Below are 15368 nucleotides of genomic sequence, written 5' to 3'. Positions count from 1 at the left end.
ATGGGCGGCAATCGCCCTAGCCGCCTGGCTCTTGCCCTCGGTTGCCTCGGCAACCGACTTTCCCGTGACGGCGGGCGGCTGGACCGTCGCCGTTGCGGGACGCTGGTGCAACGCCACCAACCGCGATCCGGTCGAGTTCGCTGCGACGCCCTACAACGGCCTGGTCTTTGCACGCACGCGCGACTCCTCGCGCATCGCCATGCGCGTCTTCCTGTGGCCAGGCGCCTTCAAGGAACAGGACATGCCGGTCACGGTGACGTTGCAGCTCAAGGGCGTCGACAGGCCGTTGGAAATGGCGGGCATGACCACCGTCGACTATATCGCCGACATCGACAATGATCCGACGGCCGAGGAGCGGAAGGCGATCGCCGATGCCGGATCGATGACGGTGCGCGTGACCGGCGTCGACCAGCCGCTCGTGTTTCGGACCGAGGGTGTTGCTGGAGCGCTAAGGCTGCTCGATGAATGTGCCAGGACGATCAAACAGGGGTGAGTCCTATTCCGTTTCCTTTCGGACGCGCGGTTCCCATATTGGGTGGGAAACGGACAGGACCACCATGACGAAACGGCGCTCTTCCCTTGGATTCCTCGGAATGTTCGGCCGCTCGGGCGACCTCAGGGAGCTCGACGCGGCATTGCGTGGCGCCGACCTTCATCCCGCCTTGGTGCCGGAGGGCGTAAAGCTCACCATCGTCAATCTGATGAAGGATCACTGGCCCGACGAGCCACCACCCAACGCCTATCGATCCGTGGCGCAACTGTTCAGCTACTGTATCGCCGGGCCGCAAACTTTCGAGCAGGCCAATGGCTCTGAACGCAGGCTGGATGCAGAGCGCCGGATCGAGTCAGCCCTCGAGGCCGGCGACAGTTTCGATGCGCAAATCGTGCTGATGACGCTGCACGCCAAGCTGATCAGCGCCGAAATCGTCGAGCGCTACGGGCTGAGCGCCGACTGACCATCCGGCAGGATGGGCTCAGCCGCCCATATTGCCGCGCGGCAGCTTGATCATCTCGCCGAAGCGGGCGCGCAATTTGTCGTCGATCGCCTTTGGCACATGGCGCGGAAAGCGCTCGGCAAGGATGCGTTTCTTCTCGATGATCGCCCGTTGCAAGATATCGGGCCTGCCCTTTTCGTTCCATTCTTTTGGTGAAAAGCGGTCGCCGACGGCCGGATAGAAATATTCCGTCTGCATCAGCCGCAGCGTCTGCTCGTTGCCGAGATAGTGGCCGGGTCCCTTCAGGCAGACATCGGCGATGGTATCGATCGACAGCGCCTCGTCGGTCACCTCGATGCCGCGCACGCAGCGCAGGCAGTGGCCCAGCATGTCATTGTCGATGATCAGGCTTTCCAGGCAGAAGCCGAGCAGCGAGGCGTGCATGCCGGCCGATTCATAGACGAGGTTGAGCCCGGCAAGGCCGGCCATCACGTCGGTGATGCCCTTTTCATAGCCGGACTGGATGTCGGGCAGTTTCGAATCCGTCATGCCGGCGGCCGACCCGCCCGGCAGATCGTAATATTGCGCCATCTGCGCGCAGGCCGCGGTCAGCACCGCCTGCTCGGCCGACCCGCCGGACATGGCGCCGGTCCTGAGATCGGAAACGAACGGCCAGGTGCCGAAGATCGCCGGATGTCCCGGCTTGATGGCGTTGACATAGATGAGGCCGACAAGCACTTCGGCCACCGCTTGCACCACCGCACCGGCAATCGCCGCCGGCGCTGTCGCGCCGGCCTGGCCGGCCGAGAGCAGGAGAATCGGAATGCCGCCTTCGACGCAGGCTTCGAGCACGCCGCAGGCGTCCTCGGCGAATTTCATCGGCGGCACGACGAAGCAGTTCGAGTTCGACACGAACGGCCGGGCGCGAAAGTTCTCCTCGCCGCCGGCGATTGCGTATAGCATCTCCAGCGCCGGCTGCACGTTCTCGCGCACCGTGAACGACGTGCCGACATGCTTGGACGTCCCCATCACGCAGGCGTAGAGCGTGTTGAAGTCCATATCGAGCGGATCGGGAATGTCGCGCGGCACCATCGGCCGTTGGAAGAAATGGATATTGTCGAGCCCGTCGACGATGCGGGCGGCGTCGTAAATGTCCTGCAGCAGTGACTCGCGGTATTCGCGCTTCTCGACATCGACCAGATGCACGGCGGCACCGGCTGTGCCGTAGTGCACCCGCTTGCCCTTGATCAGCATGTCGTGCCGGGGATCCTGGCCGTGCAGGGTGAAATGCCGTGCTGCCTTTTTGATCGTGTCGAGGACGAGGCCACGGGGGAAGCGCAGGCGGCCATCGTCGCCAAGGGTAGCGCCGGCCTTGGTCAGGGCTTCGATGCAGGAGGGAATGGCGTTGGCGAAGCCGACCGTCTCCAGAAGGGTCAGCACCGCTTCGTGGATGCGCTCCTGGTCGTTCTCGGTCAGCGGTCCGTAGCTGCCGCCTTCAAGGCCGGCACGCACCGGCCTGATGTCGTCGGCGAGCGGTGCCGCCCGCATGGCGCGGCGCGCTTCGCGCCCGCCGGAGCGTCGCGAACGTTGGTCCGTCGATGCATCCTGCTTCTCAAGAGCCACTGACATGGAGGCACTCCACCTTTAGCTGCGAAGCGGGCGGCGGCGGTTGGTCCACCATCGGCCTGCTTCGTCCCCTTTATGCCTCCGACTATGCCGCCGGCATTGGCACAGCCTATGGGCCAACGACCCCCGTCGCATATGCCAGAGTGCTAAAAGAAAAACGGGGCCGTTTCCGGCCCCGTCACAAATCAGGTTGTCAGGCCGCTGCCGGTCGACGCCCGGCTGCGGTCGCCAGTTCGCGGATGCCGGGCTCGATGTGCTGCAGCGCGATCGAGGAAATGCCTAAGCGCATGAAACGCGACGGCTTTTCGTTGCGGTCGAAGAAGCGGTCGCCGGGCTCGATGATGACGCTGCGCGAGGCCGCGGCCTCGGCCAGCCCGCGTGAATCAGTGCCGCGCGGCCCCTCGAGCCAGAGCGATGTGCCGCCGGCAGAATCGGTCGAACGCCACTCCGGCAGGAAGGCGGAAATCGCATGGACCAGGCGCTTGCGCCGCTCGTCGAAGGCGCTCGACAGCCGCCGCACCAGCGCCTCGTGATGGCCAAGCGACAGGAACAGCGCAACGGCGCGCTGGTTGTTGGCCGGCGGATGGCGCAGCATGAAGCGGCGCAACGCGCGCAGTTCGGAGATCAGCCCGGCGGAGGCGACGATGTAGCCAAGCCGCAGGCCGGGAGCCAGCGTCTTCGACATCGAGCCGACATAGACGACGCGGCCGGAGCGATCGAGGCTCTTCAGCGCCTGCTGCGGCGCCTCGTCGAGAAGCTGGCTGTCATAGCCGTCCTCGATGATGATCTGGTTGTAGCGGTTGGCGCGCGCCAGAAGATCCTGCCGCCGTTCCGCCGACAGCGGCACCATGGTCGGGCAATGATGGCTCGGCGTGACGAAGACGAAGCCGGAATCATTGGGAATGGAAGAGGTTACGATGCCGGACTGGTCGACCGGAACCGGCTGTATCTCGGCGCCCGCCAGCCGGAAAATGCTGCGCGCGTCGGGATAGCCGGGATCTTCCATCGCCACTTTGGAGCCCTTGGTCATCAGCAGCGTGGCCAACATGTAGAGCGCATTCTGGGCGCCCAAGGTCACGATGATCTCGTCCGGATTGGCAAAAATGCCACGCCGCGGCAGCAGCCGCGCCTGGATCTGTTCGATCAACAGCGGATCGTCGCGGTCGACCATGTCAGACGCCCAGTTGCGGATTTCGAGCACGGCCAGCGCCATGCGGTTGCACTCGCGCCATTCGGCCGTCGGGAACAGTGCTGGGTCGAACTGGCCGTAGACGAAGGGATAGGACGACTTGATCCAGTTGTCGTGCTTGGCCGGCGGCGGCATGTCGCTGGCGGCGATCTGCCGGCGCGCCTTCCAGTCGATCTCATTGGCCTGGTCGGGCGCCTTCTGATGCGGCTTGGCCGGTGTCGCCAGCACATCGGGATTGACGAAATGGCCACGCCGTTCGCGCGCCACCAGGAAGCCCTGGTCGACCAGCTGCTGGAACGCCAGCACCACGGTGCCGCGCGCCACGCCGAGTTTTTCGGCCAGGATGCGGCAGGACGGAAGCGGCATCGAAGCGGCAATTTGCCGGTCGAGGATGGCGGCGACGATCGCCTGGCGGATCTGCGCCTGCAGGGTCTGACCGGATTCCGCAGAAATCCGGAACAGGCCGGACCATATGGCCGTATCGTTACGCTGTGGCATGAAGGATGTTCCTCGATGGCCAACCTTTTTTGCTTGGTTGGACCAGCCGAACGTAACCGTGGCACAAGGGGTTGCGCCAATCAATTTTTCTGATCTCTGGGATTTATGCCAGTGATCCATCGCGCGACGCGCCCAGCGTGACGCGCAGCGTCATCGCTTCGTGATGCATCCCATCCCCGGGTGACGCTTGCGTCATCCCGCCCGCGCGACGCGCAGCGTCGTCGCGCCTTCCGACGCTCGCGTCATCCCATCATGTTGCACTGCGTCATCGCGCGCATTGAAACGAAGGGAATTCGGCTCAATAGATTGACGCGCCGACACGCGCCGGAAACATCCGGTCTGATAGAATGTGTCAAAAAGCCCAGGAGCCCCGCCAGTGGATCAATCGTCCTTCGACAAGCAGCTCGCCGCCTTGCGCGACCATCGCGCGGCGGCGTCAGGCACCATGCGTGAGGCTTTCGCCGCCGATCCCAGGCGCTTCGAGACATTCTCCGCCACCGACGGCGACCTGTTGCTGGACTGGTCGAAATGCGCCGTCGACGCGAAAACGATGGAGCTGCTGGAGAAGCTCGCGGGTGCGGCCGACCTTGCGGGCCGCCGTGCCGCGATGTTCTCCGGCAAGAAGATCAACATCACCGAAGACCGCGCCGTGCTGCACACCGCGCTGCGCAACCTCAGCGGCAAGGGCGTCACGGTCGACGGTCAGGACGTCAAAGCGGATGTGCTGGCCGTGCTCGACGCGATGGGCGTTTTCGCCGACGCCGTGCGCTCGGGCAAGGCGGCCGGCGCCACCGGCAAGAAGATCACCGATATCGTCAACATCGGCATCGGTGGTTCCGACCTTGGCCCGGCGATGGCGACGCTGGCGCTGGCGCCCTATCACGATGGGCCGCGCGCGCACTACGTGTCCAATATCGACGGCGCCCATATCCATGACACGCTGAAGGGCCTGTCCGCCGAAACCACCCTGTTCATCATCGCCTCGAAGACCTTCACCACGGTCGAGACGATGACCAATGCCGAGACGGCGCGCAAATGGGTGCAGAAGGCACTCGGCAAGGACGCCGTCGGCAAGCATTTCGCCGCCGTCTCCACCGCGCTCGACCTGGTGGCAAAATTCGGCATCGCAGCGGACCGCGTGTTCGGCTTCTGGGACTGGGTCGGTGGCCGCTACTCGCTCTGGGGCGCCATCGGCCTGCCGGTGATGATCGCCGTTGGGCCAAGGAACTTTCGCGCCTTTCTCGATGGCGCGCATGAGATGGACGAGCACTTCCGCACCGCGCCGCTGGCGAAAAACCTGCCGGCGCTGATGGGGCTGATCGGCTGGTGGCATCGGGTGATCTGCAAATATCCGGCGCGCGCGGTCATTCCTTACGACCAGCGCCTGTCCAGGTTGCCGGCCTATCTGCAGCAGCTCGACATGGAATCGAACGGCAAGAGCGTCACGCTCGACGGCGGTGCTGTCACCACGCCGACCGGCCCGCTGGTCTGGGGCGAGCCCGGCACCAACGGCCAGCACGCCTTCTTCCAGCTGCTGCACCAGGGCACTGACGTCATCCCGGTCGAATTCCTCGCGGCGGCCATCGGCCACGAACCAGACCTCAGGCATCACCATGATCTGTTGTTGGCCAACTGCCTGGCGCAGTCGGAAGCGTTCATGAAGGGCCGCACGCTGGAGGAAGCCCGCGCGCAGATGCTGGCCAAAGGCATGAAGCCGGCCGATGTCGACAAGATTGCGCCGCACCGAGTCTTCTCCGGCAACCGCCCCTCGGTGACGATCCTCTACAAGAAGCTCGACCCGCGCACCTTTGGCCGGCTGATCGCGCTCTATGAGCACCGCGTCTTCGTCGAAGGCACGCTGTTCAACATCAATTCCTTCGACCAATGGGGTGTCGAACTAGGCAAGGAACTGGCGACCGGGCTGCTGCCTGTCGTGGAAGGCAAGGAGAATGCCGCAAAGCGTGACGCTTCGACGGCCGGTCTGGTGGGACATATCCACCAATTGCGTGGCTCGGAGTGAAAAATTTGGCGGACATCAAGGGAATTCTGTTCGACAAGGACGGCACGCTCGTCGACTTCAACGCAACATGGCTCGGGATCGCCGATTTCATGGCCATGGACGCCTCCGAAGGCGACCGCTGGAAGGCCGACAGGCTGCTTTCGGCGGCCGGCTTCGATTTTGCCACCAAGCGCTTCAAACCTGATTCCATCTTTGCGTCCGGCACCAACATGGATGTCGTCGAACTTTGGTTTCCGCGCCTGTCCGACGAAGATCAGATGCTGGCCGTCGCCCGCTTCAACGAGATCACCTCGGTAAAGGGGTCGGCAATGGCGGTGGCGTTGCCGGGCATCGTCGAGTCGCTGACGGCGCTGCACAGGAAATCCTACCGGCTCGGCGTCGCCACCAACGATTCGACCAGCGGTGCGGAAAAGACCTTGCTGACACTGGGCGTCGCCCAACTGTTCGATGCCGCCTACGGCTACGACGCCGTGGCCAATCCGAAACCGGCGCCGGACACGATCCTCGCCTTCTCGGACCTGACCGGCCTGAGGCCGGCGCAGATCGCCATGGTTGGCGACAACCGTCACGATCTCGAAATGGCGCGAGCCGGCGGCTGTGGCCTGGCGGTCGGCGTGCTCTCCGGCACCGGCACGCGTGAATCGCTGTCGTCGATCGCCGACGTCGTCCTCGATTCGGTTGCCGATCTGCCGGCGTTTCTTTCGGAGCGGGTCAAGGAGACGATCTGACGGGAGGCCTGGGCAAACAGAAACCTCGCGGACGAGAAGCGCCATGGCGACGGTCGCATTGTTTCATTCGGTTCTTGGTCTCAGAAATGTCGAAAGAGCGGCCGCCGACCGAATGCGTCGAGCTGGTCATACAGTCGCTATGCCCGATCTTTACGCGGGCCTAGTAGCGAGTACGATTGAAGAAGGTTTTGAGCTCATGAGCACGGTTGGATGGGAAGCCATCTGCGGCCGTGCTCGAGCAGCACTTGAACCACTTCCGGAAACAGCTGTCCTGGCCGGGCATTCCATGGGCGCGGGCGTTGTCAGCAGCGTATGGCCCGATAGGGCTTTGTCCAGCGGCATAGTCCTCCTTCACGGGCTGGCGGAGATCCCGCGAAATGTGCGTCGTGGGATCCCGATTGCCGTTCATGTCGCCGATCCGGATCAGTTCGCGCCCCCCGAAGAACTCGCAGTGTGGACGGCGGTAGCCGAGAAGGCTGGCGCCGTCGCCGATGTGTTCACATATCCGAATGTGGGACATTTTTTTACCGACGAAACTTTGCCTGACTACGATGCGGCCGCGACCGACCAGACTTGGGAACGAGTGCTAAGTTTCCTGAACGCCATCACGATCACCGAGCGTCACGAAGAGCGCTAAGGGCCGCAAGCAGACTGTCCACTACTAAAAGGCAACCTCGCGAAAGCAGTCGTCTCGCCTGTGATCAAGCCAAAACTCGACGACAGTTCGAATCTCTCCGGGCGCGCCATTTGTGAACAAAACTGGGTACTCCTGCCGGGGCCGCCGCGCCGCCCATCGCCAGACCTTCCAGAAGCCAGCTTGGTCGAGGTCAATCGGCGACTTCTGCTTCCAGAACGCCGCCTTGCCTTCGGCCACCGTCAGACCGGCGAACTGCTCGATAACGGCCAGGCGACAGGCCGTGATGTCGATGGAACAGCTTCGAAAACGCGGCTGCGGTCTCGTAGCCGACACGGGTCGCAATCCGTGCAATCGCCTCGTCGCTTGTTTCGAGCAGAAATGCGGCCTCCGACATCCGGCGTGCGATCAGATAACGGTACATGGACTCGCCGACGAGCTTGGTGAAGCGGGCCGAAAACGCCGAACGACCAAGTCCCACGCTTTGCCCGAGCTCGCCAAGCGTCCAGGGTCGATCCGGTCGTTCGTGGATCAACTGAAGCGCCGGTCCTATGTGCGGGTCCGCCATCGCCCCCAGCCACCCGCCTTCTCCGGGGCCGAGCGACTTGATCCAGCTTCGCAGCACCTCGACGAAGAGCACTTCTGTCAGTCGTGAGAGTGCGACGTCCTGGCCGGGACGCGCAAGCGCCGACTCGCTCACCATGCGTTGCAGTATAGCCTCGAGCCATCCGCCGTCTTCCGTCGGCTTCAGGAGAAGCAAGGGCGGAAGCAATTCCAACACGCTGCCGCGCGAGGGCCGCTCTACAGTGAAATTGCCACAGATCATCGACGAGAGCGGCTGCGCGTTGCCTCCATGACGAACGACGCCAAGACGTCCGGGCAATCGACCGAGGTCCGGGATCGGTAACGGCTTCGTCCGGCGATCCGAATAAATCAAGTGAGGCTCGCCGCGTGTGATGACGACAAAGTCGCCCGCGCTGATGTGGAGTTCTCGTCCCTGATCGAGCGCGAGGGTAGCTGAGCCACGGCTGAGATAATGGAACAGGGCGTAGGGGCGCGCTGGCAATGCCAGATTCCATGGATGGCCGAGCTCGAAGTGGAACAGCAGAGTTCCACCGAGGCGGACGCGATCGAGCACTTGGCCGAGTATGTCCATCCTCCCGATGTTAGCACGACGGACGATCAGACACAATATTTGGACGATCGAGGCCTAACGTCCACATGCTCCACGTACTACTTGGTCGCAAGTCGGGCCAACGGGTCGCACGGCAAACCATCACCCAAACGGCAGATGGGAAGCCCAAGACTTTTGCCGACACGCCTGCCCTTCCCCGGACCCCGTCCGTCATCCCAACAGGAGCAATGAATGCGAAATCTTCTACTCACAGTCGCCACCGTCCTCATGGCCGGAGCGGCAGTTGCCACCCCCGCCCAATCAGCTCAACTGCCCAAGGGGGCGGCGCACAATATCGTGCTCGTCCATGGCGCTTTCGTCGACCAGACGAGTTGGCAGCCGGTTGCCGATATCCTCACGAAGAAGGGCTACAACGTTACGCTCGTCGAAAACCCGCTCACCTCGCTTGCAGCGGACGTCGATGCCACCAAACAGGCGCTGGCGAAACAGGACGGCAAGACCGTTCTCGTTGGCCACTCCTGGGGCGGTGTGGTCATCACGCAAGCAGGTGACGATCCAAAGGTCTCGGCGCTCGTCTACGTCTCCGCATTCGCGCCCGACGTAGGACAATCCCTGGCCACCCTGGCAAAGAGCGGTCCGGCAACCGAAGGCGGCGCGGCGATCCATCCCGACGAAAACGGCAACCTCTACATCGACCCCAAAGTGTTTCCTTCGGCGGTCGCGGCTGACCTTCCCTTGGAGATCGCCGAATCCCTGGCAAACCATCAGCTTCCGTTGAACCACACGGCGTTCGAGGCGCCCGTCGACACGGCAGCTTGGCACGACAAGCCGACGTTCTATGTGATCAGCACGAAGGACAAGGTCATCGCCCCCGAGGTTCAGAAGATATTCGCCAACAGGATGAAGGCCCAGACGACGGAGGTCGCCGGCAGCCATGCCTCCCTCGTCGTCCACGCGAAGGAAGTCGCGGCGGTGATTGAAAAGGCCGCACTGGTGAAGTGACAATACCGCTCCCGGCACTTTCGTGCCGGGAGCGCCACGCGTGCTCGGCGAACTAGGGAATGCCTTGCGTTGACGGGAGGCGGGGCCATGCCCGCAACGGTCGGTGTCGAGCAAGCGCCTATAGCGAGTGTTGCGGCCAAGAGGGGCAGGAGGATCCGTCCGACAACATGCATGGGCAAAGTGTGCACTGGCCCTCTAATGTCCGCAATGGGTGGCGGGCTCAGCCGATCGCTGCAACACACTCAGCGAACTTCTCCGCTGGGGTCTTATAGAGCAAGGTCTTTCTGGGGCGCTCGTTGAGCTGCCGCGCGATGGCGCCGAGCTTTGCCTGGCTGTGCAGGGATAGGCCGGATCGCGGCATGAACGGACATTCGAGGTGTGGTTTTTCCGTTTGCCCTTGTGCGGAAGCCGGTATTCTTCCTCTGGTCGGCGAAAAGCTGCTTGCGACGCGGGAAACTGCTAAGGTATGCCTCCGAAACATGCGGGGCAACCGAGTATGGAACGCCGCCTGACCGCAATATTGGCCGCCGACGTGGTCGGCTATTCCAGGCTGATGGGGCTTGACGAGGCCGGCACGCTGTCGGCGCTCAAGACGCATCGGCGCGAGATGGCCGACGGCAAGATCGCCGAACACCAGGGCCGCATCGTCAAGCTCACCGGCGACGGCATGCTTGTCGAGTTCCCGAGCGTGGTGAACGCAGTGGCGTGCGCCGCTGACATCCAGCGCCGGATGCGCGAGCGTAATGTCGACGTGCCGGAGGAGCGCCGCATCGAGTTCCGCATCGGCGTCCATCTCGGTGACATCATCTTCGAGGACAACGACATCTATGGCGACGGCGTCAACATCGCGGCGCGCATCGAAAGCATCGCCAAGCCCGGCGGCGTCGCGGTGTCCGGCTCGGTCCGCGACAATGTCGGCAACCGCCTCGATCTCTCCTTCGAGGACACCGGCGAGCAGACGCTGAAGAACATCGACCGGCCGGTTCGAGTCTACAATGTCGACCTCTTCGCCGGCGCTCCGCCGCCGCGCGTGACGAACGGTGCGGCGTCACCCAAGCCAGCGTCGACGAAGGAAAAACCGTCGATCGCTGTTCTGCCGTTCAACAACATGAGCGGCGACCCGGAGCAGGAATACTTCTCCGACGGTATCACCGAAGACATCATCACCGATCTCTCGAAGATCTCCGGCCTGTCGGTGATCGCCCGCAATTCGGTGTTCACCTATAAGGGCAAGTCGGTCGACGTGCAGGAGGTCAGCCGGCGCTTCAATGTCGCAACGGTGCTTGAAGGCAGCGTGCGCAAGGCCGGCCAGCGCGTACGCATCACCGCGCAGTTGATCGACGGCAAGGACGGCACGCATCTGTGGGCTGATCGCTATGACCGCGACCTCACCGATATTTTTGCGATTCAGGACGAGATCACAAAAACGATAGTCGACCAGCTCAAGGTCAGGCTGCTGCCGGGAGAAAAGAAGGCGATCGAGGCGTCGCCGACCGAGAGTGTCGAGGCTTACACCTACTATCTGAGAGGCCGCGAGTTTTTCCACCGCGGCACGAAGCTGAACTACCGGCTCGCCAGACGGATGTTCACGATGGCGATCGAGCTCGACCCGCTCTATGCGCGCGCCTATGCCGGCAGCGCCGATTGCGACTCCTTCCTGTTCCTCGACTACAGCGAGGAGGTGTCGCTCGACGGCATACTGGCCAACGCCGCCAAGGCGCTCGAGATCGAAAGCGGACTGGCCGAAGCGCATGCCTCGCGCGGACTGGCCCTCTCGATCGGCCAGCGGTACGACGAAGCGGATCGAGAATTCGAGCAGGCGATCGCGAGCAATCCCAACCTGTTCGAAACCCACTATTTCTACGCCCGCAGCTGTTATGCGCGGGGAAAGCTCGAAAAAGCCGCCGTCCACTGGGAGCGCGCCGCCGAGATAGACCCAAACGACTACCAATCCCAGCTTCTGCTGATTCAGATCTATCGCACGTTGGGACGGCATGAGGAACAAGGGGAGACGGCTCGCAGGGGTGTTGAACGAGCCGAGCGCGAGTTTGCAAGGAATCCGGAAAATCCCCGGCCTGCCTACCTCGGCGCCAACGCGCTTGCCGGACTTGGCGAGTTCGACCGGGCGAAGGAGTGGGCCGCGCGCGCTTTCGCGATCGACCCCGACGATGTCCTGACCCAATACAACCTTGCCTGCTTCCACTGCTTCCTCGGTGATTTCGACCGGACGTTCGACATGCTCGAAAGTGTGATGCCGCGCGCCAACCACGAGATGAAAGCTTGGGTTCTGCAAGACTCGGATTTTGATCCGCTGCACAGCCTTCCGCGCTGGCAGACGGTGCTGGAGCTTGCGAGATAGCAATGGAACGCCGCCTGACCGCCATATTCGCCGCCGACGTGGTCGGCTATTCCAGGCTGATGGGGCTTGACGAAGCCGGCACGCTGTCGGCGCTCTGACCGGAATCGGTCGAACCCGCTCATTCAGCGTCAGCGATCTTCCGGCTCGAAGGAAAAGACGCCGCTCGGTTTGCTCGCAGCACCCTTCGCGTCGCCGAAATCCGCCACCTGATATTCGGCCAGCAACCGCAGCCGTGACAGTGGCAGATCGTTGCGACGGGGATCGCCGACCAGCACCTCGATGCCAGCTGCCAGGCAGCGATCGAGGAACAGGATAACTCGCAGAGCAACCTCATGGCCGTAAAAGACGTCGCCGGCAAGCACGAGGTCGACGGCCGGTGGCGGACCCGTGGTGATATCCTTGTCGACAATGGTGATCGTGACGTCGTTGGCCGCGGCATTGAGGCGGATTGCAGCAACGCCGTTGCGGTCGATCTCGGCGGCGATCACCGCGCTGGCGCCGGCCTTCGCGGCGGCGATGCCGACCAGGCCCGAACCGGCGCCAAGGTCGAGCACGCGGCGGCCCGCCACGGTCTCCGGCCGGTCGAGAATGTAGCGGGCAAGCACCGCACCACCAGCCCAGGCATAGGCCCAGTAGGGCGGCTGCGGTTCAGGCCTGTCGTCGTCAGCGTCGGTCCCGTCGTCCGGCTCGCCCGCGTCTTCTTCCCACTCGACAAGCCGCCTCAGTCCACTGCCAGGATGGGTCGTGTAGAGCTGGATTTCGGGAACCGACGGCACCGGGGCGATGCGCATGTTTGCCGCGATGAACGCTGCTGGATCGGGACGCGAGTGCGCGTCCATCCCGTCTTTGACAGCAAGACCCAAAACCGCGCCTATCCTCGCAACGCCCGCCGCAGGATCTTGCCCACCGGCGTCTTCGGCAGCTCGGTCCGGAATTCGATGTATTTGGGCCGCTTGTAACCGGTCAGGTTCTCGCGGCAATAGGCGATCAGCACCTCTGCGGTCAGAGCGGGATCCTTCTTGACCACGAACAGCTTCGGCACCTCGCCCGAATGCTCGTCCGGTACGCCGATCGCCGCCACTTCGAGCACGCCCGGATGCATCGCCACGACTTCCTCGAGTTCGTTCGGATAGACGTTGAAGCCGGAGACCAGGATCATGTCCTTCTTGCGGTCGACGATCTTGGTGTAGCCGCGCTCGTCCATGAAGCCCATGTCGCCGGATTTGAAGAAACCGTCGGGCGTCATCACCTTGGCGGTCTCGTCCGGCCGGTTCCAATAGCCGGCCATCACCTGCGGTCCCCTGATGCAGATCTCGCCGACCTCGCCGAGCGGCAGATTGTTGCCGTCATCGTCACGGATGGCGATCTCGGTCGAGGGCAGCGGCAGCCCGATCGTGCCGGTGAAGTCGCCGGCGCTGAACTTGTTGGCTGTGGCCACCGGCGACGTCTCGGACAGCCCGTAGCCTTCGGTAACCGGGCAGCCGGTCAGCGCCTTCCAGCGCTCGGCAACGCCTTTTTGCACCGCCATGCCACCGCCCAGCGTCAGGATCAGCGGCTTGAAGTCGAGCTTGCGGAAATCCTCATTGTTGAGCAGCGCGTTGAACAGCGTGTTGAGACCGGGAAAGATGTGGATCGGGTATTTCTGCAGTTCCTTGACGAAGCCGGGAATGTCGCGCGGGTTGGGGATGAGCACATTCTGGGCGCCTTGCTGCATGCCCATCAGCGCGTTCACCGTCAGCGCGAAGATATGGTAGAGCGGCAGCGCGCAGATGAAGTTGGGATGCGCCGGCTTTGGCTTGATCGCGTAGGCGTCGTCCATCCACAGCGTGTTCTGCGCGACATTGGCCAGCACATTGCTGTGCAGCAGCGTCGCGCCCTTGGAGACGCCGGTGGTGCCGCCGGTATATTGCAGGAAGGCGACATCTTCGGCCGCCATCTTGGCGGGTTTGAAGGCGATACCCGTGCCGGCCTTCAAGGCGGCGTTGAACGCGACATGGCCGGGCAGCGACCAGGCCGGCACCATCTTCTTCACGCGGCGCACGACGAAATTGACGATCGTCCCTTTCAGGCTGCCCAGCATGTCGCCCATCGCGGCGACCACGACATGCTTGACCGCCGTCCTGGCGATCACCGCCTGCAAGGTGTTGGCAAAATTTTCGAGGATAACGATGGCTTGCGCGCCGGAATCCTTGAGCTGGTGCTCGAGCTCGCGCGGCGTATAGAGCGGGTTGATGTTCACCACGATATAGCCGGCGCGCAGGATGGCCATCATCGCCACCGGATATTGCAGCACGTTCGGCATCATCAGCGCGACGCGCGCGCCTTGCTGCAGCCCCTTCGACTGCAGATAGGCGCCAAAGGCAGCCGACTGCCGGTCGAGTTCGGCATAGGAGATGGACTTGCCCATGCAGACGAAGGCCGGCTGCGCGGCAAACTGTTTGCAGGCGGCCACCAGGAAGTCGCCGATGGAACTGTAGGGCAGGGCGCCGATCTCTGCCGGAACGACTTTCGGATAGCTTTTGAGCCACGGCTTTTCCGGCAGTCCGGCGGCCAGCGCCGTCAGCGCCTTCGGCAATCTCTTGGCCGGAGCCGCTGCGGGCTTTGCCGCCGCCGCCTTCACCGCAGGCTTGGTCGTTGCGGGTTTTGATGCGGCTGCCGGCTTTCCAGCCACAGGCTTGGCCGCGGTTTTCGCGGCGGGCTTTGCGCTTGCCTTGGCAGCTACAGGTGCCGCCTTTGGCTTGGCCGAGACAGCGGCTTTGACGGATGGCGCCTTTGGCTTGGCCGTGGCAGCAGCCGCTTTGGGAGCTGTCTTGTCCCCCGCTTTCGCGGCCGTTGTCTTTGTTGCTTTTGCCATCCGTGCCTCCCTCGGTCGTTCCACTGCATGCCCCACGCCGCACCGCCTCTGAATGACCGAGACGTCCTCTCCTGCAGCGATGGTGCGGATTCCCCAAGAAATCCAGTACGCAGTCTATGTATTGCGACTAGCGGCGGCCGTGCAAGTCTTGCCCCTACGGCAGAACCGGAAAGATTTGCCGTCGAAATCTTTCCGGCGGCGCGGCCTTCGGAACCTGCTTCCTGTCATGCGGGTGGCAAGGCCGGGCCTGTGGATGATTGTATTCGCGAGACCGGCGATCAATAAAAAAATGCGGTCGTTAACAATCCTGTGATTAGCAGGTTTTGCTATTTTTTTCTGAAATTGAGCAAAACACGAGAATCATTTTCTGCTTACGGTGGGGTAGGCA

Annotated in this window: 12 protein-coding genes and 1 pseudogene; 7 read left to right on the top strand and 6 right to left on the bottom strand. The window is 63.1% G+C overall.

Annotated elements, in window-relative coordinates; translation table 11 throughout:
• Positions 1–31 precede the first annotated feature (31 nt).
• Both AC1DXU_RS21505 and AC1DXU_RS21500 read left to right on the top strand, forming a co-directional pair.
• Positions 32–493 (top strand): hypothetical protein, encoded by a 462-nt coding sequence (locus AC1DXU_RS21505; protein ID WP_477372215.1) that lies wholly within the window; start codon positions 32–34, stop codon positions 491–493.
• 64 nt (positions 494–557) lie between these two features.
• Positions 558–956 (top strand): hypothetical protein, encoded by a 399-nt coding sequence (locus AC1DXU_RS21500; RefSeq protein WP_477372213.1) that lies wholly within the window; start codon positions 558–560, stop codon positions 954–956.
• Between the two features lie 18 nt (positions 957–974).
• On the opposite strand, the gene AC1DXU_RS21495 is transcribed toward AC1DXU_RS21500, so the two are convergent.
• Positions 975–2564: a trimethylamine methyltransferase family protein gene (locus AC1DXU_RS21495; protein WP_477311486.1), complete on the bottom strand. Its 1590-nt coding sequence runs from the start codon at positions 2562–2564 to the stop codon at positions 975–977.
• Between the two features lie 190 nt (positions 2565–2754).
• Positions 2755–4248, bottom strand: coding sequence for a MocR-like pyridoxine biosynthesis transcription factor PdxR (gene pdxR / locus AC1DXU_RS21490; protein WP_477241394.1), 1494 nt, complete (start codon positions 4246–4248; stop codon positions 2755–2757).
• 376 nt (positions 4249–4624) lie between these two features.
• Here pdxR and pgi point away from each other — a divergent pair, with 376 nt between their 5' ends.
• The 3 genes from pgi to AC1DXU_RS21475 are packed head-to-tail and all read left to right on the top strand — an operon-like array spanning position 4625 to position 7633.
• Positions 4625–6268 carry a glucose-6-phosphate isomerase gene (gene pgi / locus AC1DXU_RS21485; RefSeq protein WP_477372211.1) on the top strand — a complete coding sequence of 548 codons (1644 nt, stop codon included), beginning with the start codon at positions 4625–4627 and terminating at the stop codon, positions 6266–6268.
• A 5-nt stretch (positions 6269–6273) separates the two neighbouring features.
• A complete protein-coding gene (locus AC1DXU_RS21480; protein WP_477372209.1) occupies positions 6274–6996 on the top strand; it encodes an HAD family hydrolase in 723 nt (240 codons plus the stop codon).
• A 43-nt stretch (positions 6997–7039) separates the two neighbouring features.
• Positions 7040–7633: a dienelactone hydrolase family protein gene (locus AC1DXU_RS21475; RefSeq protein ID WP_477372208.1), complete on the top strand. Its 594-nt coding sequence runs from the start codon at positions 7040–7042 to the stop codon at positions 7631–7633.
• A 190-nt stretch (positions 7634–7823) separates the two neighbouring features.
• Here the strand turns inward: AC1DXU_RS21475 and AC1DXU_RS21470 are convergent, their stop codons facing one another.
• Entirely contained in the window at positions 7824–8786 is a 963-nt protein-coding gene (locus tag AC1DXU_RS21470; RefSeq protein ID WP_477311489.1) for a cupin domain-containing protein, read from the bottom strand.
• Between the two features lie 210 nt (positions 8787–8996).
• On the opposite strand from AC1DXU_RS21470, the gene AC1DXU_RS21465 reads away from it, so the two are divergent.
• Complete coding sequence (locus AC1DXU_RS21465) at positions 8997–9767, top strand: alpha/beta hydrolase (RefSeq protein WP_477311490.1); 771 nt, start codon at positions 8997–8999, stop codon at positions 9765–9767.
• Positions 9768–9987: 220 nt separating this feature from the next.
• On the opposite strand, the pseudogene AC1DXU_RS21460 reads toward AC1DXU_RS21465, so the two are convergent.
• Positions 9988–10113 (bottom strand): annotated as a pseudogene (locus AC1DXU_RS21460) (IS30 family transposase); the annotation flags it as partial.
• A 150-nt stretch (positions 10114–10263) separates the two neighbouring features.
• Here AC1DXU_RS21460 and AC1DXU_RS21455 point away from each other — a divergent pair.
• Positions 10264–12126, top strand: coding sequence for a tetratricopeptide repeat protein (locus AC1DXU_RS21455; protein WP_477372206.1), 1863 nt, complete (start codon positions 10264–10266; stop codon positions 12124–12126).
• Positions 12127–12254: 128 nt separating this feature from the next.
• On the opposite strand, the gene AC1DXU_RS21450 is transcribed toward AC1DXU_RS21455, so the two are convergent.
• Both AC1DXU_RS21450 and AC1DXU_RS21445 read right to left on the bottom strand, forming a co-directional pair.
• On the bottom strand, positions 12255–12965 hold the full coding sequence (locus AC1DXU_RS21450) for a class I SAM-dependent methyltransferase (protein WP_477372204.1): 711 nt from the start codon (positions 12963–12965) through the stop codon (positions 12255–12257).
• A gap of 32 nt (positions 12966–12997) precedes the next feature.
• The gene (locus tag AC1DXU_RS21445) at positions 12998–14980 is read right to left on the bottom strand and encodes a long-chain-fatty-acid--CoA ligase (protein WP_477372202.1); all 1983 of its coding nucleotides are present in this window, start codon (positions 14978–14980) and stop codon (positions 12998–13000) included.
• Between the last annotated feature and the right edge of the window lie 388 nt (positions 14981–15368).

The organism is Mesorhizobium sp. P3_A10 (assembly GCF_056403175.1).
This window is presented reverse-complemented; position numbering and strand designations above follow the sequence as displayed.

Coding starts and splice junctions, on each gene's coding strand:
- AC1DXU_RS21500 (WP_477372213.1), top strand. CDS start 558: ATGACGAAACGGCGCTCTTCCCTTGGATTCCTCGGAATGTTCGGCCGC.
- AC1DXU_RS21495 (WP_477311486.1), bottom strand. CDS start 2,564: ATGTCAGTGGCTCTTGAGAAGCAGGATGCATCGACGGACCAACGTTCG.
- pdxR (WP_477241394.1), bottom strand. CDS start 4,248: ATGCCACAGCGTAACGATACGGCCATATGGTCCGGCCTGTTCCGGATT.
- AC1DXU_RS21475 (WP_477372208.1), top strand. CDS start 7,040: ATGGCGACGGTCGCATTGTTTCATTCGGTTCTTGGTCTCAGAAATGTC.
- AC1DXU_RS21470 (WP_477311489.1), bottom strand. CDS start 8,786: ATGGACATACTCGGCCAAGTGCTCGATCGCGTCCGCCTCGGTGGAACT.
- AC1DXU_RS21465 (WP_477311490.1), top strand. CDS start 8,997: ATGCGAAATCTTCTACTCACAGTCGCCACCGTCCTCATGGCCGGAGCG.
- AC1DXU_RS21455 (WP_477372206.1), top strand. CDS start 10,264: ATGGAACGCCGCCTGACCGCAATATTGGCCGCCGACGTGGTCGGCTAT.
- AC1DXU_RS21450 (WP_477372204.1), bottom strand. CDS start 12,965: ATGGACGCGCACTCGCGTCCCGATCCAGCAGCGTTCATCGCGGCAAAC.
- AC1DXU_RS21445 (WP_477372202.1), bottom strand. CDS start 14,980: ATGGCAAAAGCAACAAAGACAACGGCCGCGAAAGCGGGGGACAAGACA.